At 46.0% G+C, this 17,828-nt stretch carries 28 protein-coding genes; 4 read left to right on the top strand and 24 right to left on the bottom strand.

What is annotated here, in order from left to right; translation table 11 throughout:
- Positions 1 to 3 precede the first annotated feature (3 nt).
- The 21 genes from CW370_RS02155 to CW370_RS02055 all read right to left on the bottom strand — a co-directional run bounded on the left by CW370_RS02155 (position 4) and on the right by CW370_RS02055 (position 13,118).
- Positions 4 to 141, bottom strand: coding sequence for a hypothetical protein (locus CW370_RS02155; protein WP_072566146.1), 138 nt, complete (start codon positions 139 to 141; stop codon positions 4 to 6).
- Between the two features lie 41 nt (positions 142 to 182).
- Positions 183 to 629: a phage tail assembly chaperone gene (locus CW370_RS02150; RefSeq protein WP_015715734.1), complete on the bottom strand. Its 447-nt coding sequence runs from the start codon at positions 627 to 629 to the stop codon at positions 183 to 185.
- Positions 630 to 719: 90 nt separating this feature from the next.
- Positions 720 to 1,163 carry a phage tail tube protein gene (locus CW370_RS02145; protein ID WP_003232677.1) on the bottom strand — a complete coding sequence of 148 codons (444 nt, stop codon included), beginning with the start codon at positions 1,161 to 1,163 and terminating at the stop codon, positions 720 to 722.
- Position 1,164: 1 nt separating this feature from the next.
- Positions 1,165 to 2,565, bottom strand: a complete 1,401-nt coding sequence (locus tag CW370_RS02140; protein ID WP_003245369.1) for a phage tail sheath family protein — start codon at positions 2,563 to 2,565, stop codon at positions 1,165 to 1,167.
- Positions 2,562 to 2,780, bottom strand: coding sequence for a hypothetical protein (locus CW370_RS02135; RefSeq protein ID WP_003232679.1), 219 nt, complete (start codon positions 2,778 to 2,780; stop codon positions 2,562 to 2,564). Before CW370_RS02135 ends, CW370_RS02140 begins: the two co-directional genes overlap by 4 nt.
- A 3-nt stretch (positions 2,781 to 2,783) precedes the next feature.
- Positions 2,784 to 3,224 (bottom strand): hypothetical protein, encoded by a 441-nt coding sequence (locus CW370_RS02130; protein WP_024572798.1) that lies wholly within the window; start codon positions 3,222 to 3,224, stop codon positions 2,784 to 2,786.
- Between the two features lie 12 nt (positions 3,225 to 3,236).
- Complete coding sequence (locus tag CW370_RS02125; protein WP_024572797.1) at positions 3,237 to 3,722, bottom strand: HK97 gp10 family phage protein; 486 nt, start codon at positions 3,720 to 3,722, stop codon at positions 3,237 to 3,239.
- Positions 3,719 to 4,075, bottom strand: coding sequence for a YqbH/XkdH family protein (locus CW370_RS02120; protein ID WP_024572796.1), 357 nt, complete (start codon positions 4,073 to 4,075; stop codon positions 3,719 to 3,721). Before CW370_RS02120 ends, CW370_RS02125 begins: the two co-directional genes overlap by 4 nt.
- Complete coding sequence (yqbG, locus tag CW370_RS02115; protein WP_029946530.1) at positions 4,072 to 4,455, bottom strand: protein YqbG; 384 nt, start codon at positions 4,453 to 4,455, stop codon at positions 4,072 to 4,074. Before yqbG ends, CW370_RS02120 begins: the two co-directional genes overlap by 4 nt.
- Before the next feature lie 21 nt (positions 4,456 to 4,476).
- Positions 4,477 to 5,412 (bottom strand): phage major capsid protein, encoded by a 936-nt coding sequence (locus CW370_RS02110; RefSeq protein WP_024572591.1) that lies wholly within the window; start codon positions 5,410 to 5,412, stop codon positions 4,477 to 4,479.
- A 25-nt stretch (positions 5,413 to 5,437) separates the two neighbouring features.
- Positions 5,438 to 6,265: an XkdF-like putative serine protease domain-containing protein gene (locus CW370_RS02105; protein WP_024572592.1), complete on the bottom strand. Its 828-nt coding sequence runs from the start codon at positions 6,263 to 6,265 to the stop codon at positions 5,438 to 5,440.
- A gap of 19 nt (positions 6,266 to 6,284) precedes the next feature.
- A complete protein-coding gene (locus CW370_RS02100) occupies positions 6,285 to 7,772 on the bottom strand; it encodes a phage portal protein (protein ID WP_024572593.1) in 1,488 nt (495 codons plus the stop codon).
- Positions 7,773 to 7,775: 3 nt separating this feature from the next.
- The gene (locus CW370_RS02095) at positions 7,776 to 9,077 is read right to left on the bottom strand and encodes a PBSX family phage terminase large subunit (protein ID WP_024572594.1); all 1,302 of its coding nucleotides are present in this window, start codon (positions 9,075 to 9,077) and stop codon (positions 7,776 to 7,778) included.
- Positions 9,074 to 9,871: a phage terminase small subunit gene (xtmA, locus tag CW370_RS02090; protein ID WP_015383428.1), complete on the bottom strand. Its 798-nt coding sequence runs from the start codon at positions 9,869 to 9,871 to the stop codon at positions 9,074 to 9,076. Before xtmA ends, CW370_RS02095 begins: the two co-directional genes overlap by 4 nt.
- A 114-nt stretch (positions 9,872 to 9,985) precedes the next feature.
- Entirely contained in the window at positions 9,986 to 10,495 is a 510-nt protein-coding gene (locus CW370_RS02085; RefSeq protein WP_024572595.1) for a sigma-70 family RNA polymerase sigma factor, read from the bottom strand.
- Positions 10,496 to 10,610: 115 nt separating this feature from the next.
- Positions 10,611 to 10,817, bottom strand: coding sequence for a phage-like element PBSX protein XtrA (gene xtrA, locus CW370_RS02080; RefSeq protein ID WP_003244900.1), 207 nt, complete (start codon positions 10,815 to 10,817; stop codon positions 10,611 to 10,613).
- Positions 10,814 to 11,164 carry a phage-like element PBSX protein XkdD gene (gene xkdD / locus CW370_RS02075; RefSeq protein WP_021479479.1) on the bottom strand — a complete coding sequence of 117 codons (351 nt, stop codon included), beginning with the start codon at positions 11,162 to 11,164 and terminating at the stop codon, positions 10,814 to 10,816. The genes xtrA and xkdD overlap by 4 nt, the downstream gene beginning before the upstream one ends.
- Positions 11,165 to 11,248: 84 nt before the next feature.
- Positions 11,249 to 11,416 (bottom strand): hypothetical protein, encoded by a 168-nt coding sequence (locus CW370_RS02070; RefSeq protein ID WP_003245588.1) that lies wholly within the window; start codon positions 11,414 to 11,416, stop codon positions 11,249 to 11,251.
- Positions 11,416 to 12,216: an ATP-binding protein gene (locus tag CW370_RS02065; RefSeq protein WP_080009791.1), complete on the bottom strand. Its 801-nt coding sequence runs from the start codon at positions 12,214 to 12,216 to the stop codon at positions 11,416 to 11,418. Before CW370_RS02065 ends, CW370_RS02070 begins: the two co-directional genes overlap by 1 nt.
- Complete coding sequence (locus CW370_RS02060; RefSeq protein ID WP_003245799.1) at positions 12,116 to 12,952, bottom strand: phage-like element PBSX protein XkdB; 837 nt, start codon at positions 12,950 to 12,952, stop codon at positions 12,116 to 12,118. Before CW370_RS02060 ends, CW370_RS02065 begins: the two co-directional genes overlap by 101 nt.
- Positions 12,939 to 13,118 (bottom strand): hypothetical protein, encoded by a 180-nt coding sequence (locus CW370_RS02055; RefSeq protein ID WP_019712457.1) that lies wholly within the window; start codon positions 13,116 to 13,118, stop codon positions 12,939 to 12,941. Before CW370_RS02055 ends, CW370_RS02060 begins: the two co-directional genes overlap by 14 nt.
- 178 nt (positions 13,119 to 13,296) lie before the next feature.
- Between CW370_RS02055 and xre the strand changes: the two genes are divergently transcribed.
- Together xre and CW370_RS02045 are read left to right on the top strand one after the other, a co-directional pair.
- Positions 13,297 to 13,638: an HTH-type transcriptional regulator Xre gene (gene xre / locus CW370_RS02050; RefSeq protein ID WP_003232719.1), complete on the top strand. Its 342-nt coding sequence runs from the start codon at positions 13,297 to 13,299 to the stop codon at positions 13,636 to 13,638.
- Between the two features lie 162 nt (positions 13,639 to 13,800).
- Entirely contained in the window at positions 13,801 to 14,397 is a 597-nt protein-coding gene (locus tag CW370_RS02045) for an ImmA/IrrE family metallo-endopeptidase (protein ID WP_024572596.1), read from the top strand.
- A gap of 43 nt (positions 14,398 to 14,440) precedes the next feature.
- Here CW370_RS02045 and CW370_RS02040 read toward each other — a convergent pair whose 3' ends face one another.
- Positions 14,441 to 15,277 (bottom strand): manganese catalase family protein, encoded by an 837-nt coding sequence (locus CW370_RS02040; protein WP_024572597.1) that lies wholly within the window; start codon positions 15,275 to 15,277, stop codon positions 14,441 to 14,443.
- Between the two features lie 75 nt (positions 15,278 to 15,352).
- Positions 15,353 to 15,955, bottom strand: coding sequence for a poly-gamma-glutamate hydrolase family protein (locus tag CW370_RS02035; protein ID WP_015252289.1), 603 nt, complete (start codon positions 15,953 to 15,955; stop codon positions 15,353 to 15,355).
- A 104-nt stretch (positions 15,956 to 16,059) separates the two neighbouring features.
- On the opposite strand from CW370_RS02035, the gene CW370_RS02030 reads away from it, so the two are divergent.
- The gene (locus CW370_RS02030) at positions 16,060 to 16,437 is read left to right on the top strand and encodes a PH domain-containing protein (RefSeq protein WP_014476529.1); all 378 of its coding nucleotides are present in this window, start codon (positions 16,060 to 16,062) and stop codon (positions 16,435 to 16,437) included.
- A gap of 39 nt (positions 16,438 to 16,476) precedes the next feature.
- Here the strand turns inward: CW370_RS02030 and CW370_RS02025 are convergent, their stop codons facing one another.
- On the bottom strand, positions 16,477 to 17,430 hold the full coding sequence (locus CW370_RS02025; RefSeq protein ID WP_029946413.1) for an N-acetylmuramoyl-L-alanine amidase: 954 nt from the start codon (positions 17,428 to 17,430) through the stop codon (positions 16,477 to 16,479).
- Between the two features lie 120 nt (positions 17,431 to 17,550).
- Between CW370_RS02025 and CW370_RS02020 the strand changes: the two genes are divergently transcribed.
- The gene (locus CW370_RS02020) at positions 17,551 to 17,808 is read left to right on the top strand and encodes a YciI family protein (protein ID WP_024572656.1); all 258 of its coding nucleotides are present in this window, start codon (positions 17,551 to 17,553) and stop codon (positions 17,806 to 17,808) included.
- Positions 17,809 to 17,828 lie beyond the last annotated feature (20 nt).

Below are 17,828 nucleotides of genomic sequence, written 5' to 3'. Positions count from 1 at the left end.
ATATTATGTACCTCCTTTCCTCGATTCTTTTTCCATTAATTCAAGCTTATATCCAATCAGTCCATACAACAGCGCCTTGAAGTTTCGAGGCGCTTCATACAGTTCTAATAAATCTGATGGAGAATAATGAAGCTCGTGCATCGCATAGTAGAGATACACGGCTTCTTTATGCCCATCCTTGATTAGTTTTTTGCTTCTTCTTCCAGATCCTCTAATTCATCTTCAAATCCATTAATCTCAATCGCTTTGTTTAACCAGTTCGCATACTCGCCTCCAACTGAGAGCACGCGTTTCGCAACTTCTACCGGGTCAGCCGTTTTGTAAGCTTCTCGAAGCTCTTTTGAACGGAAGTCCGGATAAACGGTTGATTCAACTGCGATTCGGGCATAAAAGCGTTGGCTGTCTAAATCTTTTACACGGCCTCTGCCTTTGACATTTTTATACGTTGTTGTTTCTTTCTCCAATTCATCAATGCGCTCCGTCGTGATCGCTTTAAAAATAAATGGTACGATGTTCCCTTTTTTATCAACAAAACGCTTTGAGATCGGCACCTTGATTTCCTCAGCTTCAATTGTTTTTCCCGGCATAAAAAAGGAAAGATCATATACGTTTTCGTTCTTCTCGCTCATGTAAAAAACTCCCTTGTCTATTGTTTGGTTTCATCTTTAAAAAACAGACCTTTCTGAGAAAGGTCTGCGTATGTGCTGATTCAGCTTTGATTAAAACGTGTCAGATAGCTTTTCAGGGACGTCGAAGTCTTCGAATGTAAATGGAACTTCTTCCTCTAACGCTTCTGAATCGACATCAAGGCTTGCGATTTTGGCAGAGTCAAAGTTGACGTCGTACAGCGTGACTCGCTCTGTGCCCCGGCCTGAGGATTGATCATCCAGCACGGCTTGGAGTGTGAAATAAGGATCGCTGCCTTTTTTGACATAGTCCATCATCAATAGCACGAATTTTGATGTGACTTTGTAGAACGTTGCGGTCCCTGTTCCATTTGCCCCTGTTGTTTTATGGCCTGTCATGCGGCGGCCCATAATGTTGACTTCGGATTTGTTTTTCTCAACGTTTGCTTCAAATGTTTTGATGTGCGCCATTTCCTCACCATCGAGAAATAAGCGGCCTTCTTTTCCTGAGATTGTGTTTTGTGCTTTTAATGCCATATTAGTTTACCTCCACATTAAAGTAGAATTTTTCTGCTGCATCGACAGGCTGTACAGCCAGGTCAATCAAGAAGCCGTCACGATCTTCATTCATTGAAATTGTGATATCTTCATCGGAATCAAAGCCAGTGATGCCGCCTGCATCCTGAAGTGTTGTCATGTATTGCGTGATCATCGTTTTTACATACTGCAGTCCGTCTTCAGATGCCGGGATATCGCTTCCGCTGCCTTTTCTTGATTTAATTAAGGCTTTCAGCTCGCGTGTTAAATCATTATTCACAGCATCCAGGACACGAACGATTTTGTTCTTCGCAAATTTCTTGTTTTTCTCAGCTGTGAACGTCACGAGTGAGTTAATGTCCTTTTCTACGCTGACGGATTTGTCACGGGCGTCGAATGTGAATAAAAATTCACCTTTGCCCAGACGTTCAACAATCGTATCGTGGTCAAGGCGGTGTAACACATCAACGGCGCCTTCGTACTCTACAAATGTGAGTGATTGGTTAAAGGTTGCTCCTGCACTCGCTCCAGCTACCCAAGCTGTTGCTTTGTCCGGTGTAACTTCCGTGCCATCTTCAAGCAGCACACCCTCAGTTACGTTGATGATGCCTTCATAATCACCGGCATAATTGGCTGTGACGCCTTGCACTTTTTGTCCTTGGCCGTCGCGAAGGCGTTTAATGAAAGCAGCAAACGTCGCCTTCAACTGGTCACCTTCTGCAACAGGCAGTGCAATCACATCAAAGCTCTCCGTTTCAGCCGCGGCTAAGAAATCTGTATAGTCAGAGTTGACAGGGGCTTTATCCGTACCGCCAGATAAACGGATTCCCGCGGATGCATTCAGCGTCTCAGCTGCAGTGTCTCCTTCTGATCCAGTGAGAGGAATCGTTGAAGAAAGATCGCCTGTTCCGGTAAAAGTGACATAGCCGTTAGCTGTTAATTCTTCAGCCTTTTTGACAGTCTGTTTATCAACCTCTGATTCGTCCATATATGTTGTCACATCGAAAGAATTAGCATCCAGCACATTTTGATTGATGCGGATGATAATGTCATTTCCTTTTGTTCCGCCATATACTGCAGTTGCTTTGACGCCTTCAGCAATATCAGCAGACGCTCGGACACCTTCGGTTAGACGGTACATCAATACCGTTTTCGCATTTTTCTTCGCTTCACGCAGCAGCAATAAAGACGGGTCATCAATGCTGAGACCCACTTTTTTGTTCAGGTCTTCAACGCTGGAAATGGAGACGAACGTTTTCGCTTCGCCCCAGCTTGATGCGACCGGAAGTGCGACTGTTCCCCGTTCACTGAGTGATACCCGCTCCTGTGCCGTCGTTTTAAAGTTAAAATAAATGCCTGCACGTTCTTTTTCTTTGCCTGTTGTAAATGTTCCGCCATTCATGATGACATGACCTCCTTGGTTAGAAATGTTTGAATCAATTGGTTGGCTTCTGATTTCGTCATACGTGGTTGATCCACGCCAAATAAAGCCCCCTGAAGAATATCCGGCTTAACGCCGAACAGTTCCTTCGCGTGCTTAATCAAATCCGCTGTATCAAATAGAGCTTCCCGGCTCTTTGTATGTACAGCCTTCTTCTGTTGTTTGTCCTTTGACACCGTTTATTTCACCCCGCTGTTCATGTCGATATCCTGTAAGACAGGCTGTTCTATTTTGTGATAATAATATCGGCTGCTCCACCTGATCACCATGGCCGCCTCGCCCCTGTCTCCTACCCTTGTCTCGATTTGGGAGATGCGAACCATATCCCCCGTCTTCTCGCCGGATTCACTCAGCAGCGGAATCATATTTCTCGCTTCTCTTATGGCATCCGCGAGCCTGTCCGCTTCATCCAGCGCCTGAACGGAGTCCAGATGAAACAGTTTTACATTGAGACTGTAGGTTTTTTTAAATGTGGAGACCGTATCTGTTTCCTCGAAAACAGATGGTGGCGGGACGTATAACGACGGCACCTGAAAGTGATCAGGAAGCTCGCGTTCATAAATGGGAACAGACCACCGGCTGTACAAAAACGCCATGATCGATCCTGTTTCACTGTTCATCCTGCTCCTCCTTTACAGCTTCTTCAGCCACTGGCGCAGTTTGCTTTCCAGCGATTTTTCAAACAGCTGTTCATATAAAAGCAGTGCATGATCCCAGTAGCTCGTGCCCGGTATCCATTTTCTCTTGAGCGCCATTCCCGTTGAAGCCGCTGGATCATAAATAAACCGTGAGCCTTGAAAACGCCCCGGCACCCATCTCACATCTTGTTTTGACGTCCAATGGCCGTCATTAAGAAATGAGGCGTAATCAAGCTGTGTCCCCACCTCAAGCGAAAGCCCGCCGCTTTGCACAATCCAGAGATTGTCCTCTGCGCCTTTCTCAAAGGAACTGAGCAGTTTTTCTGTATCAATCGTTTGTGCGCTGATGAGTTCAGATTGGACGATCTCCAGAAAATCTTGCCCGCACTCCTCAAGCCACCGGGACGCCTGTCTGGAAAAACCGCCTGAAGCCGCTTCTTTTAATGCCGTGTTCAGCTGTTTCAATCCCGCTATTTTCATAAGCTTTCATCCCTGACTGCGATGACCTCCCAATGATGATGTCTGATCCTTTTCGGCAGCTTTAGTATATATTTATGATTCTCCCAAATGATTTTATCGTTCACGCGGATGTCCGCTGACAACGGAAAATGGACGAGAAAGCTATGATATACAGTTTGATCCGGCTCCTCCTGAATCAGCTGCTGCGTTTTTTCGGTAAAATAACAAGGGACATCTTGTTCATCGGGTGTCTCCGGATATGAAATCACCGGCTGCAGCCTGTCTGCCGGAATCCCAAATCGGCCTGCAGACGGCGCTTGCACTGCTTCATGATAAATGTCGCAACGGTGAATGAGCATCTGCTTGTAGCTCATAAAGATCTCACCTTCAGTCTGGAGGATTCAGGGACGTAGCCCGGCTTGATAAACTCTTCGAGCAAATGATACACCTCAGGCCGCTGAATCCCGCCTTCTCCGGAAACCGTGTAGGAATAATCCCCCATTTTCTCAGACTGATAGCTTGATGAGGCAGATTCATCGCTGTTGACAAGCGCAAAATACTGGGCAAGCTTAAGCAAAGCCAACTTCACCTTACCGGGCAGCGGATCATACAAGCTGTCTTCAAAGCGGTGGCCTGTGATGAGAGCCGCTTCTGCCTCCGCCTCGATGATATCCTGCGCCAGCAGCTCTTCCGGCCTGTTTTTCACCCGATCATAGACCGAATAGGAGGCTACGTCAGTCGGTTCAATGAGCATGAGCTGACCACCTCGTTTCTATTATTCTTTTACGTTAATTAATTTCGCGCAGGCATCCTCTTCCTCGAACTTGCTGTCCAGCTTGGCCGTTAAGACAATAATGAATTTACGGGAGCGGATGTCTTTGTCGACTTCAATTCGGATATTGCGGGAGAAGCCGAGAATGATATTTTTTGGATGTGTGAGAATGATATCAGAAGCGTCATATTGCGCGTCTCCCTCACCGACTGTGTATGGCTGAATATTGGATACCCCTTTGACCGGTACGCCGAATGCTGTTGACAAGCCGCCCTGAACAGCCTGGTCCCCAAGGTTTGTCTGGCGGTCCGCCACGCGGTCCTTCCATTCAACTTCTAGGCCGTGAGACGTATAGAATCTGAATTCCTGAGGGATGCGCAAATATTTTGGCGGAACTGCCTTTAAGCCTTTCTTGAATGTCGCTCTGGACAGTTCTTCACCGTTCATGTCAACGATATGGGAAACCGCCTGTTTGCGGATGCCGTCCAGCTGCGCCAGATACGGATCAGCTGATGCTGTATCGCCGTTAACGATCAGCTCTTCAATATCAACTGCTGCGCGCTCTGCTAAAATTTGCATGATCGTCTGCTGCAAGCCGTCTTTTTCAATATTGTTTTCAAGTGTGTCATACGTAATGTTGATTTCCGCAATGACTTCCTTCGTGTTCAGCTGGACCGTGCTTGTCGTCGGAACTGTCAGCTCGTCGTTTGACAATGCTTTTCCTTCTTGCGCAGCCCGCAGAATACGCTGGCCGAAGCCGATTTTTTCAAATTTTTGCGAATCGTTTTCCATTTGAATCACGCGGGATTCACTGAAAATGGTCGGCGTGTTTTGCACCATGCGGATAAAAGCCGATGCTTGCGAAGGGTTCATAAGCCCGCCGCTTTTTAAAGCAGAAAGCGACATTTCCGCTTTCCGAATGATCTCTTGATTTCTCAATTGATTTCCTCCTCCTTGACTGGTTTTACAGCAGTCCGCTCCATATTGATTTTTTGACTTGCTCTGTATTGCCGCCCGTATCGTCCGCTGTCTGCTTAGACGCGCCTCGCGCTTTTTCCAAAGCCTCGATGCGTTCGATCAGCGGGGCAAGCATGTCTTCAACGAGCTTTTTCAGACGCTCGTCATCACCCGTCTGCTCCGGCTTTTCCTCCGTGTCTGTGTTTTTTTCAATCCGCTCAAGCCGTTTGAGCAGAGGGTAAAGCGCATGCTCGAATGATTCTCTCATGTCTTCTTTTCTCATTTCTTCAGTCTCCTTCCCTGTTTTGTCAGCAAGCATTTGCTTGAATACACTAAAGAACCCTACTTTTTCGACCGGTTCTTCTTCATACACATCTGCAGTGCCAGCCATGCTGTAGCCGGTGATGATTCCAGCCTTAATCTGTTCCCACACCTCGTCAGACGCTCTTGTCACGAGCACCCATGAGCCCTTTGTAATCCGCTTTGATCCGATCATAAAATCATCGGGCGCCACATAGGACTCGACCACGACGCCGGTTCCCCCCTCAAAGCTGTGATTGATATCAATCTCCCGTGCCTCCGCGAGAAAACCGTGCGCCGCTTTTTCAATTTCCTCGGCGGTCATAAAATCGCCGTGGGCATCAGGAACATCAGGCTCATACACGATTCCGTACACGAGCTTTTGTTCATCCTGCTCACTTTTTGTAAACAGCCGAACCTTTTTTTCAAATGACGGAGGTTCGGCTGACTTCGTAAAGAAAAATTCTGTCTGGTTAGCCGCCTTGTCCACATAACTGACAAAGCTGATTTTGGCATTTCTTAATTCTCGCGCCACCTGCTTGATTCACCTCCCTTCAGGACGTTTTGATATCTTCGATGCTTTCTTTCAACTCCTGCATGAGCGCAGCCAGGTTTGTCTTTTCCGCATCCTGTCCTGCAGGCCGTTTATAAATGTCCTCCGGCCACTCCTCAAGTGTTTTGCCAAGCACCCGTCCGGCAAGGTCGCGTAAATCATTCGGCGAGACTGCTCCGGCTGTAATAAAAGGACCGAGCACCTTCGCAATCTCAAGCGGATCACGAAAGTCCGGTCCTTTTAATGTCAGCCTGACGTCATGGATATTCAGCTCCGGCAAAAGCAGCGTGTTCAGTTTATTTACGAGCGTTTTTCGCTCCGGCTGAAAGACCTGCTCCTCCGTAATTTTTCTAGCAGTATCAGCTGTCGCCCTGTTATATTCCTGGGCCTCGCCTGTATACAGCGGCGGGAGACGGAACGCGGAACGCAGCTTATTTCTGCTTTTTTCATCGTATTCAAGAAACAGGGCGTCGTTTTGGAGAATTTCCGCCAAGGATTTGATTTCCACGGAAACCGGCGTAATATCCTCGCCTCCGTGGAGATCCTTTTCTTTTGCGATTCCTTCCGCTTCGATCAGGAGAAATTTATGGGCGTTTTCCACGCCTTCAAGATCATTCATGTATTCCTGCAGTTCCCGGTAAGAAGCTTCAGACAGCATCCCGTTTTCCACTGTAATCGCAGCGGGGACGTGACGCCCCTGCTTAAAATACATAAAATTGAGCTCTTCTGCTTTTCGGGCTCCGTATAAATTGACAATATTGCCGATCCAGCGGGGGACACCGTATACGCCGCTTCCGATTTTGAGGTGAATGGCTTCATTTGCTTGATACTTCTCTGCCAATGTGTTTACATATTCACCTGTACGCATATCCATTTTTCGCGGATCGCCGTATTCTTTAAAAAATACTTTCTTTCCATTGATCATCTGCACATATTTTCGGAAGCGTTTTTGCCTTTTGATCCTTTTCATTTTCCCGTTTTCTTCATATATAAATGAGACCTCAACAGGCTCGCCAGCTCCGCATACACGCATATATTTCACATCTAAATATTCGATGCCGGCAGGTTTTCCCGCCCCGTCGCGAAGCACTTCCATAAATCCGTTGCCTGTTTTTTCTCTGTCTTCGATGGCATAGCCTAAAATCATTTCAGCTGATTCATCAAAGTGAAGACATTTATAAAAGGCTTCGAGTCTGGCCCAGTCTTTTTCCGCTCTTTTCTTTTTTGCCTGATCGACATCACTTGCGTTGACATCAAATGTGTACTCAACATCGAATCCAAAGCCTGTAATATTCACTCTGTACGCATCAATGCATTGCTGAAGAATGGTCGAGTATTCGGCAATGGTTTTGAGCTCGATGATATTGTAGGGCGGAGCGATAATGTCCTCTCCGTACAGCTCAGAAAAGTCATCTTCATAGATTTGCTTTGTCTGAGGAGCCGCGGCATTGGCTTTAAATACAGTTGCTCTGACTGTTTGATTGTGCATGATTTATGACCTCCTCCTTTCTCGGTTCGGCCGGATTCGTTTGTGTGCTGTCTCTTTCATATCAGCAACCTCATAATCATCAAGCGCATACCAAATGGCAGAAAGCGTATGCGGGTCAATCGTGAATTCATCCTCAATCAGAGCTCCGTTTTTATCTTTGGCATACGTAAGTGTCTTGAGCTCATAGATGACATTTTCACAGCGGTCCGAACAGAAGATTTTTTTGAACCGTTTTACCTTTTTGGTATATTGAAGCCTGGAGCCGGGAAACTTTCTGGCTCCAACCATCCAAAAGCCCTGCTGGCGGAAATATTGGATGCTTTTCGGCTCAGCCGAGTCGGCTTTGATCAATTCCTGTGTCTCAATAAACTCACGCAGCTCCTCAGCCGTCCTATCATCTGTCATTTTATTTTGATAATACTCCCAATAAATGTAGAGGTATTTTTTTTCAGGATCTACAGCAAGCCGGACGACGGCATTATAGGATTCCTCGAATCCAAAATCCATGCCTGTACGAAAGATTGGCTTGCTGATGGCTGCGATACATTTTTTCACTTGATCATGCGGGAGTACCTCGAACTGCGGCAGCACCCTGATCCCGTTGACGCCGAATCGTCCTTTGCGGGCAATCCGGTACAGGTCGGGATCATACTCTTTGAGTCCGTCAAGCTGTTTCAGATAGCTTTCCGGGAGAAAAAGATTGTCGTTAGCGGTGGAATGATGGTAATACGTATCTCCCTTTACAATCGTCCGCTTTTCGTAAAGTTCGCTGTCATCCAGCACAAACCGTTTCTTGCGTTCATCCCGAAAAAAATGCCTATACGTCCAATTGGAGGTGCCGACGGGATTGGTGGTACAGATCATATGAAGCTTCAGCTCAGGATGGCGAAGACGTCCGATTAACTCCTTGAACCCCTCATACTTCACCTCTGAGCACTCTTCAATCCATATTAATGAAATGTTATGAACCGATTTTAATTTTGCCGGATTGTCCATTCCTTTGAACATGATCCGGCTGCCATTGTGAAATCGCAGCTGCAGCGGGGAAGAAAGAGATGCCACAGCCTTTGTGAGACCGAGCTCTTCGATCACCTCTTGAAACAAGGCGAAGGTCGAATCCCGATGGGTATCGAACACCTCCCGGATCACAAGGGCCGTCCGTTTTTCCTTCAGCAGCTTTAGCACGATTTTCAATGCGGTATGATAGCTTTTGGATGAGCCGTAGCCGCCGACAAGAAACTGGTACGTCTGCTCCCAATTGAACACGTAATCTTCGAAATGTGGGTTGATTTCTTTTACAATCATGACTTGCGCTCTTTTCGTTTGATCATAATTTCAATCGGCTCTTGGCTGTCATCTGTTTTCTCCGCTTTTTGTTTGGCAAGCTTCAATTTCTCATTTTCTATTTTTTGTTTAAATTGATCTGGAAACAAATCAAAATATAAGGATAGCTTCTCAAGCGCCTTCATTTTATCTGCAAGCTTGATGGCAATGCCTTCTTTGCCAAGCTTTGCTTCCGTTACAATGGTGCCGTCAACGAGCCCGGAGTCTTTGACATCGACAAAGCTGATTTCCTTCATAATCGGGTTATCATCTTCATCAAACAGCGGACCCGATTTCCCGACAGCCTGGACCTCTTTTTTTCCAAAGGTCACATAGTCCGTAATATCCGCAAACGCGATCTTGATATAAACCTGCAGCACATCCATCGCTTCAATAAACATCTCATTGACCATTTCTTTTTTTATGCGTCTGATTTCAGCAGCGACCTTTTCGTTTTTTAAGAGCCGGCTGCCCGTCACATGAGCGCTGTCCGGAGAATAGCCCGCTTTGATTGCTGACTGTGTGGCATTGAAGCTTTTGACGTAATACAGGCAAAACAGCCGCTGGCGTTCATTTAATTCATCGTTGTCTATAGGGCGCTGTTTTTGTTCGTTTTTGGACGCAGAAAACAGGGCCTCTTTCCATTTGTCTTGTTTTTTCCAGATGCCGATTGTTTTTGCGGAAACACCGATTGTGTCCGCAATCGCCCGATTTGTGATCTTTCCTTGATGTTGTTGATAGATTGCTAATGCTTGTTCGCGCTGTTGTGTTTTCATGCTACGGCATCACCGCCACCTCCAGCATGGTTGTTTATTCATAAAAGCGGCTGATCAGCCAGCCGCTTATGTGTCATGCTATTCACTTATAGGTGGCAAACGTATGACAAGCTTTCATGCAAGTGATCGATTCATTTCTTCCTGCTGTCTTTGCATCTTTACGATTGCACGTTTGATCGTCGTTTGCACTGTCGATTTTTTCACGCCGAGAAGATCGGCGATCCGTTCATAAGAAAAACATTCTACCTTATGCAGCAAAAACATTTCCTTTTCTCTGTCCGTTAACAGGGCTAATGCTTCTCGAATTCTCTCTCTGTCCTCTTCTGATACCTGTCCGTCCGGCTCAAACATCATAGCGCTGGAAAATGATTCGATGATTCTCGGGTCCTTGATCATCAGCCGCTGGTAGGCATCACGCCGGTCAATCGCCCGTCTGATGCCGGGCTGCCTTCCTTTTTCAAGCCACTCTGTTACATATTCAAGATCAGTAATCATATTTCTAATGATTTTTTTATCCTTCAGCTCTTCAGCTGAGAGCACGGATTCATCTGCCTCAGCGAGCGGTTTATATTGGTTTCTTGTTTGTTTGAGCGTTCGTTTATATTCAAATAGTAAGTCTTGCATTCTATGATCCTCCTCATTTTTGGCAAATAAAAAACGGACACCAATCAACGCACAAATGCTGTGCAGTTGATCAGTGTCCGCAGGCTTTCCGTCTTGGACGTATTCTGTTTTCGCTTTAATTTAATTTGTAGCCGATTTCAAATTCCACTCGGGCAAGGTCGCCCTTTCTTGTTTCGACGAGCGTTTTTCCATGCTCGGGCGCTTCTGTGATCCATGCTTCTTGCTTGATGCCATCCACAATAATGACACGGATTTTCCCGTCCTCCAGCTGGCTCTTAAGCGTGACGGAATCGATATGCAGCAGTTTTTTAGGATGAATCATGTTTTATTTCCTCCCCTTTTCGGTGCAGCGCTTGCTTCAGCTTTTTCTAATAGCTGAATGATGCGCTCCTTTGAATGAACAGAATTCCCTTTCAGAAAATCAAGCGCTGCTTTAGACGCTTCCAGCAATTCAGGCGCAGCGGCCATCAAAGCGGCATTGCTTTTTTGCGAATAAGAGCTAAGGTCAAATACAGCGGCAATCAGCCGTCCGTTTGAATATGGGAATCTTTCTTTTTCTTCTTCACTGTAAGCTGAATAAATATAGATCGGTTTCGTATCCCCGCACGGGACAGCACGCCACGGCGCAGGGCTTTTCTCTGCCTGTTTTGTCTTTGCCAACACTTTCACTTCCCGTCGTCCTTATACCATTGTTCAATGTTTTTTTCTGTTCGCTTTGCCCGAAACAGCAAAGTGATTAGAGCAGTCAGCTGTTTAATCATAGATATTCAGCCTCGCTTTTCCCGCTGTCAGCATTTGCTCCAGCTTTTGAATGACAGGCGTTAAGTCAGTGCCGGACCGGCAGTTCGGACATGGATGAAAAACGACCCCAATACCGGTATGTTCCACAATGACTTTCTTTGTTTGACAAAGCTTGCACATTATCTGACGCCCTCCAATCTATGGTTAAGCTCGTAGGCTGCTCCTTTGATAATCACTAAATAGTCACTGCACATCTCATAGATTCTCGTGCCGAGCGCTTCATCGACCCGTACAAGTGCTTCAATTGTCAGCTCGCTCGAAAGCAAAATCGGTTTATGATTTAAGTAGCGATAGTTGAGTACCGAATACATTTGCTCTAATTGCCAATCTGTAGCGCGGGGTTTGCCGTTAACCGGTTTAAACAGATCATCAATGAACAGCACATCCGCCTGCTTCATCCGGTTCAGCTTCGCTTCTAATAGGGCAAAATCATTTTTCAGATCAGTAAAGCCTTCCACGAACGGAAAATAAATGACAGGCACATAGCATGTTCTCATTAATTCGTTGGCAGCGGCAGTCAAAAGGTGTGTTTTCCCTGATCCGGGCTGTCCTAAAAGGGCAATGCTGTTTTTTCGGCAATCCTTGATTTGTTCATAATCGGCAACATACTCTTTTGTACACTCAAATGCGTCTTTTATAGCCTGCGGCTTTCCCTCCGTGCGGAATTCCTTGAAGCCGAGTTGTCTGAAAGCGTGGGTAATCTCACTTGCACCCAGCAGCCGCTTCACTTTCCGTTCTGCTATGCAGCTGCACATCGTCCAGACTTCCAGGCCATTCTGCCTGACGAGATAACCTCCCTGATCCTTGCAGCGCAGGCAATCATACCTGCTTGCGTCTGATTCGGCCGGTTTGTCCGCCAGTAATGGACGTCTCCCTCTTCTCAGCTCGTCCAAAATCTGTTCGATTGTTCGTTTTGTCATGTTTTTTCATCCTCTCATGCTGAATTGCGGCATTCTTTTTGGCTTGCTGCGCGAAAAATCGATCTTCAATGAATTTCGAGCAGTAGCGAAAAGCCTTGATTGTTTCAGAAGCGGCGGTCCGCCGGTTTTCAAAAGCCTGAAAGCATTCTTCAAGCCATTTGATTGTTTGCGTGACAGGAACGCCGATGGCAACAATGCGGGCGATGGCTTGATAATCTCTTGAGGAAGGATACACGGTGCGTCCTTCTTGAGCCGACCGTAATTGTGTAAACCGCTTCGCAATGTGATCCACTGCATCATCAGCAGCAGTATATTTGTTTGTTTTATCTATATCTGTACGGTCGTTTGTGTCCGGTGTCTGCGGCGAAAATGGCCGTTCTTTTAGACTCCCGTGTACAGTATTGTCCGATCTGAAGCTGAATTTTTTGGAATGCTTGACCGAAATCATCAGTCCGTATGGCGCACGGACGGCCTTTATGTAATCATGGTTTTCGAGAAGCTCCAGCCATCTTCTGACGGTTTTTTCACTTACGCCGAAGACTGCCGCCATTTCTCTCGCTTTTAACGGCTTATGGCCGAGTACGATGCCCCAGCTTACGCCGTCTTTTTCGATTTCTTTTGTTGTTGAGCTGATAAACCAGAGAAACAGCCATAGCGCCGGGCCAATTTTGTCATAATGTTCTGAATTCAATAGCCCTGAATACGTCGGAAAAGGATAGCTTTTATCGTTTTTCATTGGACGCCGCTTCTCCTTTTAACATCATGTATGCTTGAAACTGTTCCTGCGTTTCAAAGTGAAACACCGGAAGGCCGCATGCGGTAAACGAAATGGTGCCGCCGGATTGTCCGAGATGGCGCTGATCTATGGGACTTTCACTAAAAACGATTTGGATCGGATACATGTGATCACTCTCCTGATCTTTTTTTGATACATTTTGTATCAGCTGTTACCAAGTATAAACGATACATTATGTATCATCAAGTTATTTTTGATACTTTTTTTATCATAACTTTATTTTGATACATATTGTATCTATAATCATAAGTAACTTAGGGAGTTTAAAAAAGAGAGGTCATAGTATGATAGGCGGCAGATTGAAGAGTCTCAGAGGGAAAAGGACACAGGAAGAAATCGCATCACACATCGGTGTGTCACGGGCACGATATTCCCACTATGAAAATGGGCGAAGCGAACCTGATTACGACACACTCCAAAAGCTGGCTGATTACTTTCAAGTAACGACTGATTACTTATTAACGGGAAAAGACAAAAAATCCGATGACGATATGTTCTCAGATCCGGACCTGCAGCTTGCATACCGCGATATGCAGGATTTTTCCCCAGAAAGCAAACAGCAGGCCATCGAATTTATCAACTATTTAAAAGAAAAAGAGAAAAACCGCAAACCGAAAAATAAATAAATCGTTCTCTGTTCTCTAAAACATATAAAAAGTAGACCGATATAAAGAAAAAAGTGTTTATTTTTTAAAGAAAAGGGAAAGATTTCTACACTACTTTCCAGTCCTATACGGGCTTTTCTTTCTCGCTAAAAACAGAACAAATGTTCGAAAGGGAGTATTCAATTGGGCGATTACTTATCACATCTGGAGGAATACGTTAAAAATTTATACGGCCGGCTGGGCATCACATCCCCTCATCACATTGACATGCTGAAAATCGCAAAGGATCTGGATATTTGGGTGCATTTTGAGGATATGGGGAGCATGATGGTGAAATACGACGGCATGTACAGTATCGTATTGAACCAAAAAAAGTCACGGGAAGAGCAATGGGAGGATTTTGGCCATGAGCTGTGCCACGTGTTAAAGCATGCAGGCAATCATTTTCAGATGAACAAGCTCTTCAGAGAGCTTCAGGAATTCCAGGCAAATCAATTTATGTACCACTTCTGTGTGCCAACCTTTATGCTGTTGCAGATGGAACTGCCGCAATGGAGAAGCCAGGCACTCGCCACAATTTCGGCGGTATTCCGGGTAACAAAGGAATTTGCTGATAAAAGGCTTGACATGTTTGAACGGCGTAAAGCAGGTATTCAATTTCAGAAGCGGCTCGCTTATTTATTATCTCACAAGCGGCCACATGCGTACGAGGAAGGCGATCAGCAGCACTTGCAGGTCGCTGAGGAAAAAGCGTTATATCATATTGGCAAAAACATCTGATCAAATAAGGGCTGAGGATATATTCCTCAGCCCAGAAGAGAACCTAACATTTCGACATTGGGGGAACTGTATTATGCAGCCACATGGGCGCCGGTTTAAGATGAGGCGCAGATGCGAACGCAATCGGAGCCGGGATATACCTGAATTCACCCCGGCCGTCAAAGGCTTCCCCATGTGCCCATCTTCCTTGTGAGCTTTCATCCCCCTTGGAAAAGTTAAACAGGTCATAGGAGACTTCCTGCTTTTCGAGCTCACGCGGAAACGTCGTCGGGACGACAATATCCCGTTCTCTTTCCTCCAGCTCTTTAATGGCCGCGTACCACATATTTTGATGATAGGTATCCCTTGCAATCAAAAATGACAGCATATCTCTTACCCCTGGATCATCGGTCATGGCATAAAGCCGTGTCACCTGAAGGCGTCCTTGGGCCTCCGCATTTAAGTTAGCGCGAAAATCGGCCAGCAGGTTTCCGCTTGAGATAATGTATTTTGCATTCCACGGATAGCCCTCACTATCTGATGCCATCGCCCCCAATCCGGACACAATCGCGTGCTGAGGATTCATCCCTGACATGACTGCTGCAATAGCGGGATTGCTTTTATAAGCATCCTCCTGTACATCCGCGGGTGCATTGTCCAGAAGTCTGGAAATCATCGTTGCCAGCATTTCTACGTGCCCAATCTCTTCGGTCCCCACATCATATAACAAATCTTTATACTTAGCATCCGCCCTGCAGTTAAACCCTTGAAACAAATACTGCATCATGACGCTAATTTCACCGAATTGGCCGCCGAGCACCTCTTGAAGTTTTTTCGCATAAACCGGATCGGGATGAGCTGGCTTTGCTTGATATTGAAGCTCTTTTATATGATAAAACATGAATCATTCCTCCTACACTTTCGCACAACCCCAGCGTATGAAGGAATAGGCCGACCGTGCAGGTCCCGTCTAGTTTTATTTATAAAAGCCAAGCTTGACGGCTTCCACATATCGATCAAACAAATCGTTTTGTATGTAGCTTTTATCACGGCACCCAAAATTGCGGAATAGCGCGTTTCGCTGTGCCGTGCTTACCTCCAATTGCAGTCCCATTTCTCTTTTCGTCCGATTGACAATATTGTTTGGGTGTACACCTGCCAGGCGGTCTTTCTCATTAGTGAGCTCGGCGCTAAAACCCGCTTCATTCAGACGCTCACAAATGAGCTTGGCTTTTTTACGATCCGCCCCCCCGACCAATGTATGCGGGATTTTCGGATCATAATACCCGTGAAACGCTAATGCGTAATGGTGGTCATTCACTTTTTCTAAAGCCAGCGGCTCATCAAAACGAATGCTAGTGAGATGCAAGGAACGGTTGTTTCGCTGCTTTAGACCCTCAAACAAATAGATGGAACATCGATCCGAAAATGCCCGCACCAGTTCACTGACGCCAGGCTCAATTCTGCCGCCGTGAGGACCGAGGACGATAAGCTCACTTCCGTTTTTCTCCTCATAAATAATCCGGTACTCCGACTCAGAAGCAGAAAGGGCTGCAAAGCTGTCATACATATCTTCCATTTTGAACGCCCCCTTTACCAGTCAGCACCAGTTTACTCTACTCATCTATGAATGAAAACCTTTTTTATAGTATGATTTGATAGAATACGCAGAGGAGGTATATGATGGGGTTTATTGATGGATTACTCGGCAATGCGTCAACACTGTCAACGGCTGCTGTGAAAGAAGAGCTTGCCCATATTTTACTTGAGGGTGAGAATGTTGAAGCCGCGTTTAAGCTGGTTCGCGATTTGATTGTCTTTACTGACAAGCGGCTTATCCTTGTAGATAAACAGGGAATCACAGGCAAGAAAACGGAATTTCAATCGATTCCGTACAAAAGCATTTCCAGATTCAGCGTGGAAACTGCCGGCCGCTTTGACCTTGATTCAGAGCTGAAAATTTGGATCTCCGGCGCGGAACTTCCCGCTGTCTCAAAGCAGTTTAAAAAAGATGAAAGCATTTATGATATTCAAAAGGTGCTTGCCGCAGTTTGTATGTAAGGCGAAAAGACGGAAGCTTCACAGCTTCCGTCTTTTCATTTACAGCTTTTCCTCCATCTTCGCTTTCGTTTTCGGACCGTAAATCCCATCAGCCGTTAAACCGCTGACAGACTGAAAACGTTTCACTGCATTTGCTGTTTTCGGGCCATAAACGCCGTCAACGCCGTGATTTTTCGCTCCTTTATCAGGATAAAAATAAAGAGCGGCTAAAGCAGTCTGCACCTGCTTTACTTTTGTCCCTTTCGTCAGCGGGCTTGTCACTTTGATCACGCCGGATGGGAGCGGATATGAGGATGCGGCATGGCTTTTAGAAGCAGATGCCGTCTGAGGCAGTTTGATCACCTGTCCGATTTTGATGTGGTTCGGGTCAGTGATATGATTTATGCTTTGCAGCGTTTTCACACTGGCCCCGTGTGATGCGGCAATCCCTGACAGTGTGTCGCCTTTTTTTACATGATATTCAGACGCCGAAGAAGAGACTGCAGCTTTTTTCGCTGATACGCTCCCGTTTAATTCCTTTTCAATCGCCGCCTTCACTTGATCCCAGCGCCCCTCTGATAAAATGCGGTGCGGGCAATACTTTCCGCTCCAGTCCTGATGCTTTCTCACCCGATCGATGCCCCAGCCGCGCTCCTTCAACAGCTGTGCAACAAATGAAATCGCCAAGGCTTCAGCTGCCTCATACTTCGGGCCTCCCGATTTGCTGTAGCAAATCTCAACGCCGATTGATTTGCGGTTTCCCGGACCGTTTGTGCCGTCACCTGTGTGCCAGGCGTTTCGGTTAAGCGGCAGACCTTGAATCACCTCTTTATCATCGACTGCAAAATGAAAGCTTGTCGAGCTTGTGTTCCCGATCATATAGCTGATTTCATTGGCCGCTGACGCATCGTTTGCCGTGTTGTGAATGGTAATGTATTCAGCGGACATTGCATTAGGACACTTCAACGCGTATTTCGCCTCAGAAACCAAATTTTTCTTTACTGGAATGCTCACCTATCATCTCTCCTTTTCTTTTTTCATAAATAGGTGGCATTCGTAGGACGAAAAGCTCATATCATCTATCACCGTAATATGGATAAATGTGTTAAACTGAAGTTCATGGAGGGTCTGAATATGTATACATATTTAATGCTGACAATGAGAACGGAGAAATTTAATCAGGAGCATGTGGCTGGGCACTATGAATTTCTGGATCGTTTACAGGCAGAAAAGCGTTTAAAAATGTTTGGGCCATTCAGCGACGCCACAGGCGGAGCGTATGTCATCGAAGCAGGTTCACTGGAAGAGGCAGCGGAAATCGGGCATGCGGATCCGCTGGTGGCAAGTGGATCTTCTGAGCTGACGATAAAAGAATGGAAGCTGAAGAAATAAAAAAGACCCTTAAGGGTCTT

This window comes from Bacillus sp. SN32 (genome assembly GCF_002837495.1).
Lineage (GTDB): Bacteria > Bacillota > Bacilli > Bacillales > Bacillaceae > Bacillus > Bacillus subtilis.
This window is presented reverse-complemented; position numbering and strand designations above follow the sequence as displayed.

What these genes read in the sequence shown, in the direction of transcription:
- CW370_RS02155 (WP_072566146.1), bottom strand. Translation starts at nt 141, where the DNA reads ATGCACGAGCTTCATTATTCTCCATCAGATTTATTAGAACTGTATGAA.
- CW370_RS02085 (WP_024572595.1), bottom strand. Translation starts at nt 10,495, where the DNA reads ATGCAAGACTTACTATTTGAATATAAACGAACGCTCAAACAAACAAGA.
- yqbG (WP_029946530.1), bottom strand. Translation starts at nt 4,455, where the DNA reads ATGCTCATTGAACCGACTGACGTAGCCTCCTATTCGGTCTATGATCGG.
- CW370_RS02145 (WP_003232677.1), bottom strand. Translation starts at nt 1,163, where the DNA reads ATGGCATTAAAAGCACAAAACACAATCTCAGGAAAAGAAGGCCGCTTA.
- CW370_RS02040 (WP_024572597.1), bottom strand. Translation starts at nt 15,277, where the DNA reads ATGTTTTATCATATAAAAGAGCTTCAATATCAAGCAAAGCCAGCTCAT.
- CW370_RS02070 (WP_003245588.1), bottom strand. Translation starts at nt 11,416, where the DNA reads ATGTGCAAGCTTTGTCAAACAAAGAAAGTCATTGTGGAACATACCGGT.
- CW370_RS02130 (WP_024572798.1), bottom strand. Translation starts at nt 3,224, where the DNA reads ATGAACAGTGAAACAGGATCGATCATGGCGTTTTTGTACAGCCGGTGG.
- xtmA (WP_015383428.1), bottom strand. Translation starts at nt 9,871, where the DNA reads ATGAAAACACAACAGCGCGAACAAGCATTAGCAATCTATCAACAACAT.
- CW370_RS02150 (WP_015715734.1), bottom strand. Translation starts at nt 629, where the DNA reads ATGAGCGAGAAGAACGAAAACGTATATGATCTTTCCTTTTTTATGCCG.
- CW370_RS02100 (WP_024572593.1), bottom strand. Translation starts at nt 7,772, where the DNA reads ATGCACAATCAAACAGTCAGAGCAACTGTATTTAAAGCCAATGCCGCG.
- CW370_RS02035 (WP_015252289.1), bottom strand. Translation starts at nt 15,955, where the DNA reads ATGGAAGATATGTATGACAGCTTTGCAGCCCTTTCTGCTTCTGAGTCG.
- CW370_RS02140 (WP_003245369.1), bottom strand. Translation starts at nt 2,565, where the DNA reads ATGAATGGCGGAACATTTACAACAGGCAAAGAAAAAGAACGTGCAGGC.
- CW370_RS02095 (WP_024572594.1), bottom strand. Translation starts at nt 9,077, where the DNA reads ATGATTGTAAAAGAAATCAACCCACATTTCGAAGATTACGTGTTCAAT.
- CW370_RS02125 (WP_024572797.1), bottom strand. Translation starts at nt 3,722, where the DNA reads ATGAAAATAGCGGGATTGAAACAGCTGAACACGGCATTAAAAGAAGCG.
- CW370_RS02120 (WP_024572796.1), bottom strand. Translation starts at nt 4,075, where the DNA reads ATGAGCTACAAGCAGATGCTCATTCACCGTTGCGACATTTATCATGAA.
- CW370_RS02020 (WP_024572656.1), top strand. Translation starts at nt 17,551, where the DNA reads ATGTATACATATTTAATGCTGACAATGAGAACGGAGAAATTTAATCAG.
- CW370_RS02055 (WP_019712457.1), bottom strand. Translation starts at nt 13,118, where the DNA reads ATGTATCCGATCCAAATCGTTTTTAGTGAAAGTCCCATAGATCAGCGC.
- xtrA (WP_003244900.1), bottom strand. Translation starts at nt 10,817, where the DNA reads ATGATTCATCCTAAAAAACTGCTGCATATCGATTCCGTCACGCTTAAG.
- xre (WP_003232719.1), top strand. Translation starts at nt 13,297, where the DNA reads ATGATAGGCGGCAGATTGAAGAGTCTCAGAGGGAAAAGGACACAGGAA.
- CW370_RS02060 (WP_003245799.1), bottom strand. Translation starts at nt 12,952, where the DNA reads ATGAAAAACGATAAAAGCTATCCTTTTCCGACGTATTCAGGGCTATTG.
- CW370_RS02065 (WP_080009791.1), bottom strand. Translation starts at nt 12,216, where the DNA reads ATGACAAAACGAACAATCGAACAGATTTTGGACGAGCTGAGAAGAGGG.
- CW370_RS02030 (WP_014476529.1), top strand. Translation starts at nt 16,060, where the DNA reads ATGGGGTTTATTGATGGATTACTCGGCAATGCGTCAACACTGTCAACG.